13 protein-coding genes are annotated in these 15,821 nt (G+C 71.3%); 8 read left to right on the top strand and 5 right to left on the bottom strand.

All coding sequences use genetic code 11. The annotated features are described in order from the left end of the window. Entirely contained in the window at positions 1-1,035 is a 1,035-nt protein-coding gene (locus ACFV4P_RS09715; protein ID WP_380469189.1) for an EamA family transporter, read from the top strand. 7 nt (positions 1,036-1,042) lie between these two features. On the opposite strand, the gene ACFV4P_RS09720 is transcribed toward ACFV4P_RS09715, so the two are convergent. Beyond that, the gene (locus ACFV4P_RS09720; RefSeq protein ID WP_380469925.1) at positions 1,043-2,941 is read right to left on the bottom strand and encodes an ABC transporter ATP-binding protein; all 1,899 of its coding nucleotides are present in this window, start codon (positions 2,939-2,941) and stop codon (positions 1,043-1,045) included. A gap of 230 nt (positions 2,942-3,171) precedes the next feature. Further along, positions 3,172-4,908: an ABC transporter ATP-binding protein gene (locus ACFV4P_RS09725; protein WP_380469191.1), complete on the bottom strand. Its 1,737-nt coding sequence runs from the start codon at positions 4,906-4,908 to the stop codon at positions 3,172-3,174. 277 nt (positions 4,909-5,185) lie between these two features. On the opposite strand from ACFV4P_RS09725, the gene ACFV4P_RS09730 reads away from it, so the two are divergent. The 4 genes from ACFV4P_RS09730 to ACFV4P_RS09745 all read left to right on the top strand — a co-directional run bounded on the left by ACFV4P_RS09730 (position 5,186) and on the right by ACFV4P_RS09745 (position 9,877). After that, positions 5,186-7,087 (top strand): AMP-dependent synthetase/ligase, encoded by a 1,902-nt coding sequence (locus ACFV4P_RS09730; protein ID WP_380469193.1) that lies wholly within the window; start codon positions 5,186-5,188, stop codon positions 7,085-7,087. 59 nt (positions 7,088-7,146) lie between these two features. Then, entirely contained in the window at positions 7,147-8,376 is a 1,230-nt protein-coding gene (hemW, locus tag ACFV4P_RS09735) for a radical SAM family heme chaperone HemW (protein WP_380469195.1), read from the top strand. 188 nt (positions 8,377-8,564) lie between these two features. Continuing rightward, a complete protein-coding gene (locus ACFV4P_RS09740) occupies positions 8,565-9,212 on the top strand; it encodes an RNA polymerase sigma factor (protein WP_380469197.1) in 648 nt (215 codons plus the stop codon). After that, positions 9,209-9,877 carry a hypothetical protein gene (locus ACFV4P_RS09745; RefSeq protein ID WP_380469199.1) on the top strand — a complete coding sequence of 223 codons (669 nt, stop codon included), beginning with the start codon at positions 9,209-9,211 and terminating at the stop codon, positions 9,875-9,877. Before ACFV4P_RS09740 ends, ACFV4P_RS09745 begins: the two co-directional genes overlap by 4 nt. A 6-nt stretch (positions 9,878-9,883) precedes the next feature. Here the strand turns inward: ACFV4P_RS09745 and ACFV4P_RS09750 are convergent, their stop codons facing one another. The 3 genes from ACFV4P_RS09750 to htpX form a co-directional block, all read right to left on the bottom strand. Beyond that, positions 9,884-10,717 (bottom strand): DUF3097 domain-containing protein, encoded by an 834-nt coding sequence (locus tag ACFV4P_RS09750; protein ID WP_380469200.1) that lies wholly within the window; start codon positions 10,715-10,717, stop codon positions 9,884-9,886. A 90-nt stretch (positions 10,718-10,807) separates the two neighbouring features. Next, positions 10,808-11,395 (bottom strand): hypothetical protein, encoded by a 588-nt coding sequence (locus ACFV4P_RS09755; protein ID WP_380469202.1) that lies wholly within the window; start codon positions 11,393-11,395, stop codon positions 10,808-10,810. A gap of 35 nt (positions 11,396-11,430) precedes the next feature. Further along, a complete protein-coding gene (htpX, locus tag ACFV4P_RS09760) occupies positions 11,431-12,354 on the bottom strand; it encodes a zinc metalloprotease HtpX (RefSeq protein WP_073812284.1) in 924 nt (307 codons plus the stop codon). Between the two features lie 272 nt (positions 12,355-12,626). On the opposite strand from htpX, the gene hrcA reads away from it, so the two are divergent. The 3 genes from hrcA to ACFV4P_RS09775 all read left to right on the top strand — a co-directional run bounded on the left by hrcA (position 12,627) and on the right by ACFV4P_RS09775 (position 15,755). Continuing rightward, on the top strand, positions 12,627-13,700 hold the full coding sequence (hrcA, locus tag ACFV4P_RS09765) for a heat-inducible transcriptional repressor HrcA (RefSeq protein WP_073812282.1): 1,074 nt from the start codon (positions 12,627-12,629) through the stop codon (positions 13,698-13,700). A gap of 69 nt (positions 13,701-13,769) precedes the next feature. Next, complete coding sequence (dnaJ, locus tag ACFV4P_RS09770) at positions 13,770-14,909, top strand: molecular chaperone DnaJ (protein ID WP_380469204.1); 1,140 nt, start codon at positions 13,770-13,772, stop codon at positions 14,907-14,909. 102 nt (positions 14,910-15,011) lie between these two features. Further along, a complete protein-coding gene (locus ACFV4P_RS09775; protein ID WP_380469206.1) occupies positions 15,012-15,755 on the top strand; it encodes a 16S rRNA (uracil(1498)-N(3))-methyltransferase in 744 nt (247 codons plus the stop codon). The last annotated feature ends 66 nt before the right edge of the window (positions 15,756-15,821 follow it).

Consider the following 15,821-nt stretch of genomic DNA (forward strand, 5'->3'; position numbering starts at 1 on the left):
ATGCGAACCGTAGCTCTCACCGCGCTCGCCCCGCTCGCGTGGGGCTCCACCTACGCCGTGACGACCGAACTGCTCCCCGCAGACCGGCCGTTGCTCACCGCGACTCTGCGCGCCCTGCCCGCCGGCCTGGTGCTGCTGGCCGTCACCCGACGACTGCCCAGCGGCTCCTGGTGGTGGCGTTCGGCCGTGCTGGGGGCGCTCAACATCGGCGTCTTCTTCGCTCTGCTCTTCATCGCCGCCTACCGTCTGCCCGGCGGAGTGGCCGCCGTCCTCGGCGCGATACAGCCCTTGCTGGCCGCCGGGCTGGCCGTGCCACTGCTCGGGGAGCGGTTCGGGCGACGGGCCCTGTTGGCCGGCACCGTCGGCGTGTTCGGCGTGGCCCTGGTGGTGCTGCGCGCCACCGCCCGGCTGGACGCCATCGGCGTGCTGGCCGGCCTCGCCGGGGCCGGGGCGATGGCCGCCGGCACGGTGTTGACCAAGCGCTGGGGCCGCCCGGAGGGCGTCGGCCCGCTCGCCCTGACGGGTTGGCAGCTCACGGCCGGCGGCCTGGTGCTGCTCCCGGTCGCCGCCCTGGCCGAGGGCGCCCCGCCCGCGCTCAGCGGCACCAACCTGCTCGGGTACGGCTACCTCGCGGTGGCCAACACCGCGGTGGCGTACTGGGTCTGGTTCCGTGGCATCGGCCGCCTGCCCGCCACCTCGGTCGCCTTCCTGGGCCTGCTCAGCCCGGTGTCGGCGGCGGTGATCGGCTGGGCCGCCCTCGGTCAGTCCCTCAACGCCGTGCAGCTGCTGGGCATGGCCCTGGCCCTGAGCTCCACCCTGCTCGGCCAGCGCCCGGCCGGCCGACCCGCCACCGCCGTGGTCGCCGCCTCCGGCACCAGCCCGAACGTGACGACCGCCGTAGCCGCCAGTACCCCAGCGCCGACCGTTCCCGCTGCCGCTCCCGTCCTTGCCGCGATACGCGAGGGGGAGGCCCGCAGTGCGGACCTCCCCCTGGGTGGCGGACCGGTCGGGCCGGTCGGCCGGGCAGCAGGCTGACGGCGCGTCAGTCGACCTCGGCCACCGCCTGGGCGAACTGCGCCTGGTACAGCCGGGCGTAGGCACCGTCGGCAGCGATCAGCTCGTCGTGGTTGCCCTGCTCCACGATCGAACCGTTCTCCATCACCAGGATCACGTCGGCGTCCCGGATGGTGGAGAGGCGGTGGGCGATCACGAAGGAGGTGCGGCCGGTGCGCAGCTCCGCCATCGCCCGCTGGATCAACACCTCGGTACGGGTGTCGACGGAGCTGGTCGCCTCGTCCAGCACCAGGATCGAGGGCTGGGCCAGGAAGGCCCGGGCGATGGTGATCAGCTGCTTCTCGCCCGCGCTGACGCCGGTGCCCTCGTCGTCCAGGACGGTGTCGTAGCCGTCGGGGAGGGTGCGCACGAAGCGGTCCACGTGCGCGGCCTTCGCCGCCGCGATCACCTGCTCGCGGGTGGCGGACTCGGCACCGTACGCGATGTTCTCGGCGATGGTGCCGCCGAACAGCCAGGTGTCCTGCAGCACCATGCCGATGCCGGAGCGCAGTTCCTCGCGGGACATCGCGGCGATGTCCACGCCGTCGAGGGTGATCCGGCCGCTGCTGACCTCGTAGAAGCGCATCAGGAGGTTGACCATGGTGGTCTTGCCGGCACCGGTCGGGCCGACGATGGCCACGGTGTGGCCGGGCTCGACCTTCAGCGACAGGCCGTCGATGAGCGGCTTCTCCGGGTCGTAACGGAAGGAGACGTCCTCGAAGGCGACGCGGCCGTGCAACTCGGCGGGGCGCTCCGGGTGCTGCGGTTCGGGGGACTGCTCGTCGGCGTCGAGCAGTTCGAAGACCCGCTCGGCGGAGGCGACACCGGACTGCACCAGGTTGGCCATCGAGGCGACCTGGCTGAGCGGCTGGCTGAACTGACGGGAGTACTGGATGAACGCCTGGACGTCACCGATGGACAGCGCACCGCTGGCCACCCGAAGGCCACCGACCACCGCGACCAGCACGTAGTTGATGTTGCCGACCAGCATCATCGCGGGCTGGATGATGCCCGAGATGAACTGCGCACGGAAGGAGGCTTCGTAGAGCGCCTGGTTCTCCTCCTGGAAGAGCTCCTTGGCCTCCTCCTGGCGGCCGAAGACCTTCACCAGGCTGTGCCCGGTGAACATCTCCTCGATGTGGGCGTTCAGCTTGCCAGTGGAGCCCCACTGCTTGATGAACTGCGGCTGGGCGCGCTTGCCGACCTTGGCGGCGACCACCACCGAGACCGGGACGGAGATCAGCGCGATCAGAGCCAGCAGCGGGGAGATCCAGAACATCATCGCCAGCACGCCGACGATGGTCAGCAGGGAGTTGATGACCTGGCCCATGGTCTGCTGCATCGACTGGTTGATGTTGTCGATGTCGTTGGTGACCCGGCTCAGCACCTCGCCGCGCGGCTGGCGGTCGAAGTAGCTGAGCGGCAGGCGGGCCAGCTTCGCCTCGGTCTCCTCACGGAGTCGGAACACCGTGCGGTTGATCGCCAGCGCGGACAGCCTGCCCTGGACCACGCCGAACAGCACGGCGGCCAGGTAGATGCCCAGCACCCAGAGGAGGATGGCGCCGATGGCACCGAAGTCCATGCCCTTGCCGGGGGTGAAGTCGATCGAGGCGAGTAGGTCGGCGATGTTGCCATCGCCCTTGGCGCGCAGGGTGTCGAGCACTGCTTGCTTGCTCGGGGCGCCGGCGAACCGCGGGCCGGTGGCTCCGGCGACGATCAGGTCGGTCGCCTTGCCGAGCACCCGGGGGCCGACCACGGCACAGCCGACAGAGAGCGTGCCGAAGGCGAGCACGCTCAACAGCAGGCTGCGTTCCGGCTTGAGCAGACCGAGCAGGCGCTTCGCGGAGCCGCCGAGGTCCTTGGCCTTCTCCGTTCCCTGCGCGCCCATGAACCGCGCGGGCCCGGGGCCACCGCGGCGGGCGGCCGCCTCCTGCGAGGTGGAGGTCGTCTCCTGCTCCTCGCCGCTGCCGCCGCTGCCGCCGCTGCCGTCGCTGTCGGCTCCGGCCTTGGAGAGGTCGGGTTCGGTCGCGGCACGCTCGGTCGCGGCAGGTTCGGTCGCGTCTGGCGGGACGGGCCGGGCGGTGTCGGGCTTGGTCACGTCGGGGCTGTCGGGGGTGGTCACGCCGCCGCCTCCTGCTCGGTGAGCTGGGAGAGCACGATCTCCCGGTACGTCGGGTTGTCGGCCATCAGCTCCTGGTGGGTGCCGGAGCCGACGACGGCGCCCTCGTCGAGGACGATGATCCGGTCGGCGTCGCGGATGGTGGAGACGCGCTGGGCGACGATCACCACGGTGGCGTTCCCGGTCTCCTCGGCGAGCGCTGCGCGCAGCCGGGCGTCGGTGGCGTAGTCGAGGGCCGAGAAGGAGTCGTCGAACAGGTAGATCTCGGGCCGGCGGACCAGGGCCCGGGCGATCGCGAGGCGCTGGCGCTGGCCGCCGGAGACGTTGGTGCCACCCTGAGCGATCGGGGCGTCCAGGCCCTCGGAGAGCTTCTCCACGAAGTCCTTGGCCTGGGCGATCTCCAGGGCGTGCCAGAGTTCCTCGTCGCTGGCCTCGGGCTTGCCGTAGCGCAGGTTGGAGGCGACGGTGCCGGAGAACAGGTACGGCTTCTGCGGGACGAGGCCGATGATCTCGGACAGCTTCTGCGGGTCGAGTTCGCGCACGTTCACGCCGTTGATCAGCACCTCGCCGCCGGTGGCGTCGAAGAGCCGGGGGACGAGTCCGAGCAGGGTGGTCTTGCCGGAGCCGGTGGAGCCGATGACGGCGGTGGTCTCGCCGGGCCTCGCGGTCAGGTCGATGCCGCGGAGCACCGGCACCTCGGCGCCGGGGTAGCGGAAGTCGACGCCGCGCAGTTCCAGCGTGCCGTGGGCGTGCAGTTCGGTGACGGGGGCGGTCGGCGGGACGACGCTGGAGGAGGTGTCCAGCACTTCCTGGATGCGTTCGGCGCAGACCTCGGCGCGCGGCACCATCATGAACATGAAGGTGGCCATCATGACGCTCATCAGAATCTGCATCAGGTAGGACAGGAATGCGGTGAGCGCACCGATCTGCATACCGCCGCTGTCGATGCGGTGTGCGCCGAACCAGAACACGGCGACGCTGGAGACGTTCACCACGCCCATGACGATGGGGAACATCAGCGACATCAGCCGGCCGACCCGCAGCGAGTAGTCGGCGAGTTCGCCGTTGGCACCGCTGAAGCGCTGCTTCTCGTGGTCGTCCTTGACGAAGGCGCGGATGACCCGGATACCGGTGATCTGCTCGCGCATGATCCGGTTGACCGAGTCGATGCGGGTCTGCATGCCGCGGAACTGCGGTCGCATCTTGCCGACCAGCACGGTGACGACGGCGCCCAGCGCGGGCACCACGACCACCAGCAGGCCGGAGAGCGGAACGTCCTGGTTGAGCGCCATGACGATGCCGCCGACGCACATGATCGGCGCGGCGACCATCAGCGTGAAGCTCATCATCGCCAGCATCTGGACCTGCTGGACGTCGTTGGTGGTGCGGGTGATCAGCGAGGGCGCGCCGAACTGGTTGAGCTCGCGCGCGGAGAACTCCTGCACCCGGGAGAACACCCCGGCGCGCATGTCTCGGCCGACGGCCATCGCGGTGCGGGCACCGTAGTAGACCGCGCCGATCGAGCAGACGGCCTGGGCGAGCGAGACACCGATCATCACGCCGCCGACCCGCATGATGTATCCGGTGTCGCCCTTGAGGACGCCGCTGTCGATGATGTCGGCGTTCAGCGTCGGCAGGTACAGCATGCCGATGGTGGAGATCAGCTGGAGCAGCACCAGCACTGTGATGTCGCGGGAGTAGGGGCCGAGCTGGGCCCGTAGAAGTCTGAAAAGCACCGTGCCACTCTCGTCGTCGAGGGGGACGCACGCATCCCAAATTCGGGTACTTGTGAAAAAGCTTCACCCGTGGACCGGGCCTGCACTTGGACTCTGCACTCTGACTGCACTGCCGCCCCGTGAGTGTGCCAGCGCACGTCACCCCCTTACGGAACGGCTTTCCACCCCCTAGGCTGCTGATTGCCCTCTTGTTACTCACCGGTTAAGTCGGTTGTCGGCCGCGCCCCCACGGCCGTCTCGCACCTACTCTCGGTCCACCCGCCCTCGGAGGTCCTCGTTGAGTTCCGCGCAGTCCATGATCGAGCGGCGCCCGCCCTCCGTGGCGCACCTTCTGCTCAGCAGGGTAAAGGCCACCCCGAACGGTGAGGCCTACCGGTACCCGGTCCCGGTGGACGAGCAGGCCGCGGACAGCGCGCCCGGAGCGGAGCAGTGGCGGTCCCTGACCTGGGCCCAGGCGAACGAGCGTATCCGTGCGGTCGCGGCCGGCCTGATGGCGCTGGGCATCCGGGCCGAGGACCGGGTCGCGATCGCCTCCGCCACCCGGATCGAGTGGATCCTCGCCGACCTGGGCAACATGTGCGCCGGTGCCGCGACCACCACGGTCTACCCGAGCACCAACGCGGACGAGACGGCGTTCATCCTGGCGAACTCCGGCAGCCGCGCGCTGTTCGCCGAGAACGCGGGCCAGCTGCGCAAGGCCGCCGAGCAGAAGGCCGCGCTGCCCGCGCTGGAGTACGTCATCCTGTTCGACGCGCCGGGCGACGACGCCGCGCAGGCCGAGGGCCTGACCGTGCTGACGCTGGCCGAGCTGGAGCAGCGCGGCACGGAGTACCTGGCCGAGAACCCGGACGCCGTCGACAAGGCGATCGACTCCCTCGACAAGGAACAGCTGGCCACCCTGATCTACACCTCCGGCACCACCGGCCGCCCCAAGGGCGTGCGCCTGGTGCACGACTGCTGGTCGTACGAGGGCGTGGCGCAGGAGGAGAGCGGGCTGCTGCGCTCCGACGACGTCCAGTTCATGTGGCTGCCGCTGTCGCACGTGTTCGGCAAGACGCTGATCTCCGGTCAGATCGCCACCGGCCACGTGATGGCGGTGGACGGCCGGGTGGACCGGATCATCCACAACCTGCCGGTGATCCGCCCGACCCTGATGGCGTCCGCGCCGCGGATCTTCGAGAAGGTCTACAACGGCATCGCCGGCAAGGCCCGGGCCGAGGGCGGCGCCAAGTACAAGATCTTCATGTGGGCGGCGCAGGTGGCCCGCGAGTACGCGCAGACCATCCAGGCGAACAAGGTCGCGCACGGCCACGAGAGCGCCCCGCTGGGCCTGCGGCTGCAGCACGCGTTGGCCGACAAGCTGGTGTACACGAAGATCCGGGCGGCGTTCGGCGGCCGGCTGCGCGGTGCGGTGTCCGGCAGCGCGGCGCTCGCCCCGGAGATCGGCTACTTCTTCAAGGGCGCGGGCGTCCCGGTGCTGGAGGGCTACGGCCTGACCGAGACCTCGGCCGGCTCCACCGTCAACCGGGCGGAGGATTTCCGGGTCGGCACCGTCGGCATCCCGCTGCCCGGCACCGAGGTCCGGATCGACGAGGACGGCGAGATCCTGCTGCGCGGCCCGGGCGTCATGCGCGGCTACCACGACCTGCCCGAGCAGACCGCGGAGGTGCTGGAGCCGGACGGCTGGTTCCACACCGGCGACATCGGCGAGCTCGGCCCGGGCGGCTACCTGCGGATCACCGACCGCAAGAAGGACATGTTCAAGACCTCCGGGGGCAAGTACGTCGCGCCCAGCGAGGTGGAGGGCAAGTTCAAGGCGATCTGCCCGTTCGTCAGCAACATCCTGGTGATCGGCAACGGCCGCAACTACTGCACCGCGCTGATCGGCCTGGACGAGACGGTGATCATGCCGTGGGCGGCCGGGCACGGCCTGGCCGGTAAGTCGTACGCCGAGGTGGTGGCCGACCCGGCCACCGTGGAGCTGATCGACGGCTTCGTGAAGCGCCTCAACGGCGAACTGCAGCGTTGGCAGACGATCAAGAAGTTCGCCCTGCTCCCGCGCGACCTGGACATCGAGCACGGCGAACTCACCCCCAGCCTGAAGATCAAGCGCCCGGTGGTGGAGAAGACCTACGCCGACCGGGTGACCGCGATGTACGCGGGTGCCAACGAGGCCTGAGCACCCACCGTTCCGGTACGGCCTTCGGAGTTTCGCGGGCCGTACCGGACAATGGGCGCATGCCCTCCGCACTCCCCGACGGCGAACCGGTGCCGTCCGACGGCTCGCTGCCCGCCCACGCCCTGGACAGCCTCGGCACCCGGCCGTTCGGTTTCTACCTGCACGTGCCGTACTGCGCCAGCCGCTGCGGCTACTGCGACTTCAACACCTACACCGCCACCGAGCTGCGCTCCTCGGGCACCGTTGCCTCGCAGGACACCTACGCCGACAACGTGATCGCCGAGATCCGGCTGGCCCGCCGGGTGCTGGGCGACGCCGACCTGCCGGTGCAGACGGTGTTCCTCGGCGGCGGTACCCCCACCCTGCTGCCCGCCCGTGACCTGGTGCGGATGCTGGCCGCGCTGCGCGAGGAGTTCGGCCTCGCCGACGGAGCGGAGGTCACCACCGAGGCCAACCCGGAGTCCGTGGACCCGGCGTACCTGGCCGAGCTGCGCGAGGGCGGCTACAACCGGATCTCCTTCGGCATGCAGAGCGCCCGCCCGCACGTGCTCAAGATCCTGGACCGCCACCACACCCCGGGCCGCCCGGAGGCGTGCGTCGCCGAGGCCCGCGCGGCCGGCTTCGACCACGTCAACCTGGACCTGATCTACGGGACCCCCGGTGAGACCGACCAGGACTGGCAGGCCTCGCTGGACGCCGCGATCGGCGCCCGGCCGGACCACGTCTCCGCGTACTCGCTGATCGTCGAGGACGGCACCCGGCTGGCCGCCCGGGTCCGCCGCGGCGAGCTGCCGATGATCGACGACGACGTGCACGCCGACCGCTACCTGATCGCCGAGCAGGCGCTCGCCGCCGCCGGGTACTCCTGGTACGAGGTCTCCAACTGGGCCACCACGCCCGAGGGACGCTGCCGCCACAACGAGCTGTACTGGACGGGCGCCGACTGGTGGGGCGCCGGACCGGGCGCGCACAGCCACGTCGGCGGGGTCCGCTGGTGGAACGCCAAGCACCCGGCCGCGTACGCGCAGGCGCTCGCCGAGGGACGCACGCCCGCGCTCGGCCGCGAGGTGCTGGCCGGCGAGGACCGCCGGGTCGAGCGGATCCTGCTGGAGCTGCGCCTGGTCGAGGGCTGCCCGCTCGACCTGCTCACCGACACCGGCCGCAAGGCCGCCGAGCAGGCCCTCGCCGACGGGCTGCTGGAGTCCGGCCCGTACGCCCTCGGCCGGGCCGCGCTGACCCTGCGCGGCCGGCTGCTGGCCGACGCGGTGGTCCGCGACCTGGTCGACTGAGGCGTCGGCGGGTCGGCGGGTCGGTCGGGTCGGTCGGGTCGGTCGGGTCGGCGGCCCGGTCGGGTGCACCGGGGAAACCGATTCCAAACCGCCCGATCGGGCGACTGCAGGAGTGAAACGCCTCGGTGGGCTGCGGCCAATTACTTGGTGAAGGGACCGACCGGGTTCCCCCGACCGAGGAGGGACGCATGCGTATCCGTGAGCACCCTCACCACGAGGCGCGCGCCGAGGACCGTCCGCCGGAGCTGACCACTCCGGACGGCTTCGACGCGTTCTACCGCCAACACGTCAACGCCATACTCGACTTCGTCACCCGCCGGGTCAGCGACCCGCACCTGGCGGCCGACCTCACCGCGGACATCTTCGTCGCCGCGCTGGAGGCCGCCGGAAGCTACCGGCCCGAGCGCGGGACGGCGAGCGGCTGGCTGTACGGCATCGCCCGGTACGTCCTCGCCGGGCACTGGCGGGGCGACAGCCGGGAGCGGCGGGCGATCGGCCGGCTGTCCGGCCGTCGGCTGCTCGACGAGGAGGACATCCTCGCCCTGGAGGAGCGGATCGACGCCCAGCGCGCCGTCCGCGACCTCGCGCAGCAGCACGCAGGGCTCAGCGCCCCACTGCGCGAGGTCCTCGACCTGATCGTCGTGGACGGCCTGAGCACCGCCGAGGCCGCGCAGGCGCTGTGCATCTCGCAGGCCACCGTCCGGGTCCGCCTGCACCGGGCCCGCCGCAAGCTCGGCGCCGAACGACAGCCCGCCCGCAAGGACCTGCCGAGGCCCGGCCCGCTGCTGCCCCGCCCGACCGCCCCTGCCGACCCGATGATCGAGGTGACCTCGTGACCAGTCCAGACCGCACCCCGTCCACCAGCCACTTCGAGCAGCGGCTCGGCGAGGAGCTGACCGCCCTCGCCGCCGTGCGCGGCGCCGCCACCGCGTCCACCGCCCGACCGGGCGGGCGCCGCCGCCGCCCGCTGCTGGCCGCCGTCGCGGTCGGCGCGGCGGCCGTCGTCACCGCGCTGGTGCTGCCCGCCGTCCTGAGCAGCGAGCACGGCGGCAGCGCCGCGTACGCCGTCACTCAGGAGCCCGACGGCACCATCGCGCTGAAGCTGTTCGACCCGGCGGGCCTGCCCGGCATGGTCGCCACCCTGCAGCGGTACGGGGTGAAGGCGGCCGGGATGGAGGAGGCCAGGAGCGCGGAGGAGTGCCCACTGCCGTACCCGGTGGGGACGGGGGTGCAGCCCTCCCGGGTGGTGCCGGGCGACGGGCCCTCCACGGTGCGGATCGACCCCAAGCTGGTGCCGGCCGGCTCCACCGTGCTGCTGACCAGCGGGCACACCGCGATCGGCGGGCAGGCCGTGTCGAGTTTCGGCGTCAGGGCGGTGGACACCGTGCCGTCCTGCGTGCCGCCGGGCGTCTGGGGGAAGGTCGCTCCGTCCGGGCCGTCCACCGCACCGTCGTCCACACTGGCCACCGGCTCGGGCGACGGGTCCTCCCCGAAGTCCTGACAGTCGTCAGTCGCTGCCCGGCAGGGTGACGAAGTCGATCAACTCCTCGACCCTGCCGAGCAGTTCAGGCTCCAGGTCCTTCCAGCCGTCGACCGAGGAGAGGATCCGCTTCCAGGCCGCGGGGGTGTCCACCGGCCAGCCGAGGCGGCGACAGATGCCTTCCTTCCACACCTCGCCGCGCGGCACCTCGGGCCAGGCGGCGAAGCCGAGGCCGACCGGCTTGACGGCCTGCCAGATGTCGACGTACGGATGGCCGACCACCAGCACGTGGTCGCCGGTCACCTGCGCGGCGATCCGGTGCTCCTTGGTGCCGGGCAGCAGGTGGTCGACCAGCACGCCCAGTCGGCGGCCGGGGCCGGGGGCGAACTCGGCGACGATCGCGGGCAGGTCGTCCATGCCCTCCAGGTACTCGACCACCACGCCCTCGATCCGCAGGTCGTCGCCCCAGACCCGTTCGACCAGCTCGGCGTCGTGCCGGCCCTCGACGTAGATCCGCGACTCGCGGGCCACCCGGGCGCGCGCCCCGGGCACCGCGATCGACCCGGACGCCGTCCGCCCCGGTCCGCGCTGCGGGGCCGGGGCGGACGGCCGGACCAGCGTCACCACCCGCCCCTCCAGCAGGAACCCGCGCGGCACCAGCGGAAACACCCGGTGCTTGCCGAAGCGGTCCTCCAGCGTGACGGTGAACCCCTCCGCGGTCCGCTCGCACCGCACCACCGCCCCGCAGAACCCGGTCGCCGCCTCCTCCACCACCAGATCCCGCTCCGCCGCCACCTCCGGCGCGGGCTGCTGCCGCTTCCACGGCGGGGTCAGATCCGGTCCGTACTCCCTGCTGCGCATGCCCCGCAGTCTACGAAACCGCCCCCGACGGCCCGTCAGCCGTCGGAGCCGGAAGGCCGGAGGTCGGGAGGCCGGAGGTCAGGAGGCTGGTCAGTCGTCCAGGCCCGGGGCGCCCCAGACCGGGAACCAGCGGGAGAGGTCGGACTCGATGCGCAGGTCGTTGCGGAGCAGGTTGGAGATCTCGATCTCCAGGGGGTTGTCGCGCTTCTCCTGGCCGGGCAGTTTGCACATGGGGTAGAAGGTGCCGCGCTTGTACAGGTAGACCAGGCCCAGGGAGCGGCTCTCGGGGTCGCGGAAGGCGACGATCGAGCAGAGCAACTGCGGGCCGAAGCCGTTGGCCTCCAGCTCGCTGTTGACCGCGTGCAGGTCGTTGACCAGGTCGGGGAGTTCGTCGGGGGTGTGGCGGGCGAGCAGCCAGGAGTAGCCGTAGTCGTCGCGGGAGGCTTCGACGGGGGTGCCGCCGCGTTCGGTGTCCGCGTCGAGCAGGGCCCGGACCTGGGACTGCACCTCGGCGAAAGCGCCGCCCTCGACGGCCGCGAAGCACACCGAGCCGAGGCCGGTGGGGAGGAAGCCGGTGGCGGCCTGCAGGGTGAGCGCGGCGGACGGGATGCCGAACAGCTGGTCGAGGTCCGGCTTCACGGGCTTGCTGCGGCCGAACAGGGCGTCCAGGAATCCCACGCGGAGTGCTCCTTGTCTCAGAGGTCGGTAGCGGGTCACTGCCCGAGCTGGGAGGAGATCTTCGACAGCTGCGCGAGGCGCTGCTCCAGCGACGGGTGGGTGGAGAACAGCTGCGCGGCGGTCTCCTTGGCGCTCAGTGCGGGCGCGAAGTAGAAGGCGTTGTACGGCTGGGCCTTGCGCAGGTCCTCGGTGGGGATGGCGGCGATCTGCCCGGTCACCTTGGTGAGCGCGGAGGCCAGCGCGCTGGGCCGTCCGGTCAGCTGGGCGGCGGCCCGGTCGGCGGCGAGTTCGCGGTAGCGGGACAGCAGCCGGGTGAGCAGGAAGCTGATCGCGTAGACCACCATCGAGGCCAGCGGGACGATGATCATCGCGATGGCGGCGTTGGGGTCGTTGTTGTTCCGGTTGCCGCCGCCCATCATTCCGCCGTACAGCGCGATCCGGGTCATCGCGCCGGCCAGCACGCCGAGGAAGCCGGCCACCGTCATCACCGCCACGTCCCGGTGCGCGACGTGCGACAGCTCGTGCGCGAGGACGCCCTCCAGCTCCTCCGGTTCCAGTCGGCGCAGCAGGCCGGTGGTCACGCAGACCACCGCGTTCTCCGGGTTGCGGCCGGTGGCGAAGGCGTTCGGCATGTCGTTGTGGGCGACCGCGACTCGCGGCTTGGGCATGTCGGCGAGCGCGCAGAGCCGGTCCACCGCGCCGTGCAGTTGCGGAAACTCCTCGGGGGAGACCGGGTGGGCGCCCATCGCCCGTTCGGTGATCTTGTCGGAGAACCAGAACTGCGCGACGAACAGGCCGCCGGAGATCAGCACCACCAGCGGCCAGGCGCCGCGCAGCAGCACGATCAGCAGCCCGGTGAAGCCGACGTAGAGCAGGCCGATCAAGAACATGGTGGTGACCATCCGACCGGTGAGACCGCGGTCGGGGGTGAACCGGGAGTGCTGTCGTGACGCCGACATCGCTGCTCCTCCTTCGCCTCTTCGTCTTCGATGCTGCCACCGGCCGGGCCCACAGGCACCATCCGAAACGGTGGGAATTCGGTGGGAATGCGGCCGTGTCGGCCCGCGGTCACCCGTTGGCGCGCCATCTCGGTCGAGGATCACGTGGGCGGACCGTTCCTGCCGTCAGGCCCGGGCCGTACACTGGCAAGTACGGTTCTGGCACTCTGCCCAGTTGAGTGCCAGAGTGGATCGACCACCGGTTCAACGGACGACGACGGAGGTGTGTGCCCATGCCGGACGACGGCAAGCCCGACGGCCGCCTGCTCGACACGCGCCCGTCCGTGCGTCCGCTGGACGAGCGCCGCCTGGCAGTGCTGCGCGCGATCGTCCAGGACTACGTGGGCACCGAGGAGCCGGTCGGCTCCAAGGCCCTCGTGGAACGGCACAACCTGGGTGTGTCGCCGGCCACCGTCCGCAACGACATGGCGGCGCTGGAGGAGGACGGGTTCATCCACCAGCCGCACACCAGTGCGGGCCGGATCCCCACCGACAAGGGCTACCGGCTGTTCGTCGACCGCCTCGCCGAGGTGAAGCCGATGACGGCCCCGGAGCGCCGGGCGATCCGGCACTTCCTGGAGGGCGCGGTCGACCTGGACGACGTGGTGGCCCGCACGGTGCGGCTGCTGGCGCAGCTGACCCGGCAGGTCGCGGTGGTCCAGTACCCGTCGCTGACCCGCTCCACGGTGCGGCACATCGAACTCGTCTCGCTCACCCCGACCAAGCTGATGCTGGTGCTGATCACCAACACCGGCCGGGTCGAGCAGCGGATGGTGGACTGTCCGGGCCCGGTCGGCGAGGCCCTGCTGGGAGACCTGCGGGCCAGGCTGAACGGCATGGCGGGCGGCTGTCGGCTGCCCGAGGTGCCGACCGTCCTGGAGGACCTGCCGGCCGGCTTCGAACCGGCCGACCGGTCCGCCGTCAGCACCGTGCTGGCCGTCCTGTTCGAAACGCTCGCCGAACAGAACGAGGAACGGATCATGCTGGCGGGCACCGCCAACCTGACCCGTTTCAACCACGATTTCCCGCTCTCCATCCGTCCGGTGCTGGAGGCACTGGAGGAGCAGGTGGTGCTGCTGCGCCTGCTGGGTGAGACCGGCGACTCCGCGATGACGGTCCGGATCGGTCACGAGAACGCCTACGAAGGCCTGAATTCCACGTCGGTGGTCTCCGTCGGTTACGGTTCGGGCGACCAGAGCGTGGCAAAGCTGGGTGTGATCGGTCCGACCCGGATGGATTACCCGGGCACAATGGGGGCGGTGCGTGCGGTGGCACGGTACGTCGGCCAGATCCTGGCCGAGTCATAGCAAAGCTGCGTGAGGCCCTCACGCAGCTCTCGCAAGCACTTCTAGAGGCGGAACAAACCGGAGCATTTGGTGGCCACGGACTACTACGCGGTACTCGGCGTCCGACGCGACGCGGGGCAGGACGAGATCAAGAAGGCGTTTCGGCGCCTCGCCCGTGAACTGCACCCGGACGTCAACCCGGACCCGAAGACGCAGGAGCGGTTCAAGGAGATCAACGCCGCCTACGAGGTGCTCTCCGATCCGCAGAAGCGTCAGGTCTACGACCTCGGCGGCGACCCGCTGTCGCCCAACGGCGGCGGCGCGGGCGGTTTCGGCGCAGGGGCGGCCGGGTTCGGCTTCTCGGACATCATGGACGCCTTCTTCGGCGCCGCGACCGGCCAGCGCGGCCCGCGTTCGCGCACCCGCCGCGGCCAGGACGCGATGATCCGACTGGAGATCACCCTGGAGGAGGCCGCGTTCGGCACCACCAAGGAACTCCAGGTCGACACCGCCGTCACCTGCACCACCTGCAGCGGCGAGGGCGCGGCGCCCGGCACCTCCGCGCAGACCTGTGACATGTGTCGCGGCAAGGGCGAGGTCTCCCAGGTCACCCGGTCCTTCCTGGGCCAGGTCATGACCTCCCGCCCCTGCCCGCAGTGCCAGGGCTTCGGCACCGTCGTCCCGACCCCGTGCCCCGAGTGCGCGGGCGACGGCCGGGTCCGGGCCCGCCGCACCCTCACCGTCAAGATCCCCGCCGGTGTCGACAACGGCACCCGGATCCAGCTGGCCGGCGAGGGCGAGGTCGGCCCCGGCGGCGGTCCCGCCGGTGACCTCTACGTCGAGATCGCCGAGACCAGCCACAACGTCTTCCAGCGCCGCGGCGACGACCTGCACTGCACGGTCACCATCCCGATGACGGCCGCCGCGCTCGGCACCCAGGTGCCGCTGCAGACCCTGGACGGCCTGGAAGAGGTCGACATCCGGCCCGGCACCCAGTCCGGCCAGTCGATCCCGCTGCACGGCCGCGGCATCACCCACCTGCGCGGCGGCGGCCGGGGCGACCTGATAGTGCATGTCGAGGTGCAGACGCCCACCAAGCTCGACCCGGAGCAGGAGGAACTGCTGCGTCGGATCGCCATGCTCCGCGGCGAGGAGCGGCCGTCCGGCCAGTTCGCACCGGGCCAGCAGGGCCTGTTCTCCCGGCTGAAGGACGCCTTCAACGGCCGGTGAGACCTGTTCCTTCCGGGCCGGGAGCGGTGCACGCCACCGCTTCCGGTCCGGGTTTTTTGTTGTCCGTTCCGTTGTCTGCTCGGTGAGAGGGTTCCTGTTCCGATGACCGCACCGGTGTTCGTCGTCGACGACCTGACGGGCGCCGCCCCCGGCGCCACCGTCCGCCTCGACGGCCCCGAAGGGCGGCACGCCGCCGCAGTCAAGCGCCTGGAGCCCGGCGAGGCCGTCACCCTCGCCGACGGACGCGGCCGCGGCGCGGACGGGACCGTCGCGGCAGTGCACGGCAAGGACGCGCTGGACGTGCTGGTGGCCGCCGTCCGCGAGGAGGCTGCGCCGGCGCCCCGGATCACCGTCGTCCAGGCGCTGCCCAAGGGCGACCGCGGCGAACTCGCCGTCGAGACGATGACGGAGGTCGGCATCGACGCGGTGGTGCCGTGGGCGGCCTCCCGGTGCATCACCCAGTGGAAGGGCGAGCGCGGCGCGAAGGCGCTCGCCAAGTGGCGGGCCACCGCGAAGGAGGCCGGCAAGCAGGCGCGACGGCTGCGCTTCCCCGAGGTGCACGACCTGATGACGACGCGGCAGCTGCTTCCGCTGGTGTCCAGGGCTTCCTTCGCCGCTGTCCTGCACGAGGAAGGTTCGCTGCCGCTGGCTACGGCGGAGCTCCCGGCCTCCGGCGAGATCGTGCTGATCGTCGGGCCGGAAGGCGGCGTCTCCCCGGAGGAGATCGCGGCGTTCGCCGAGGCGGGGGCGAAGCCTTACCGACTCGGGGCGTCCGTCCTGCGCACCTCCACGGCGGGGGTCGCGGCGGGGGCGCTGCTGCTGGGGCGCACGGGGCGCTGGGGGTAAGGATCCGAGCGGTGCCCCACGAGCCCCCGGTTTTGCGGCCTTGTGGTTATTCGCTCCCGCAGACTT

The organism is Kitasatospora sp. NPDC059795 (assembly GCF_042732175.1).
Classification (GTDB): domain Bacteria; phylum Actinomycetota; class Actinomycetes; order Streptomycetales; family Streptomycetaceae; genus Kitasatospora.

What these genes read in the sequence shown, in the direction of transcription:
- ACFV4P_RS09715 (WP_380469189.1), top strand. Translation starts at nt 1, where the DNA reads ATGCGAACCGTAGCTCTCACCGCGCTCGCCCCGCTCGCGTGGGGCTCC.
- ACFV4P_RS09720 (WP_380469925.1), bottom strand. Translation starts at nt 2,941, where the DNA reads ATGGGCGCGCAGGGAACGGAGAAGGCCAAGGACCTCGGCGGCTCCGCG.
- hemW (WP_380469195.1), top strand. Translation starts at nt 7,147, where the DNA reads ATGCCCTCCGCACTCCCCGACGGCGAACCGGTGCCGTCCGACGGCTCG.
- ACFV4P_RS09740 (WP_380469197.1), top strand. Translation starts at nt 8,565, where the DNA reads ATGCGTATCCGTGAGCACCCTCACCACGAGGCGCGCGCCGAGGACCGT.
- ACFV4P_RS09750 (WP_380469200.1), bottom strand. Translation starts at nt 10,717, where the DNA reads ATGCGCAGCAGGGAGTACGGACCGGATCTGACCCCGCCGTGGAAGCGG.
- htpX (WP_073812284.1), bottom strand. Translation starts at nt 12,354, where the DNA reads ATGTCGGCGTCACGACAGCACTCCCGGTTCACCCCCGACCGCGGTCTC.
- hrcA (WP_073812282.1), top strand. Translation starts at nt 12,627, where the DNA reads ATGCCGGACGACGGCAAGCCCGACGGCCGCCTGCTCGACACGCGCCCG.
- ACFV4P_RS09775 (WP_380469206.1), top strand. Translation starts at nt 15,012, where the DNA reads ATGACCGCACCGGTGTTCGTCGTCGACGACCTGACGGGCGCCGCCCCC.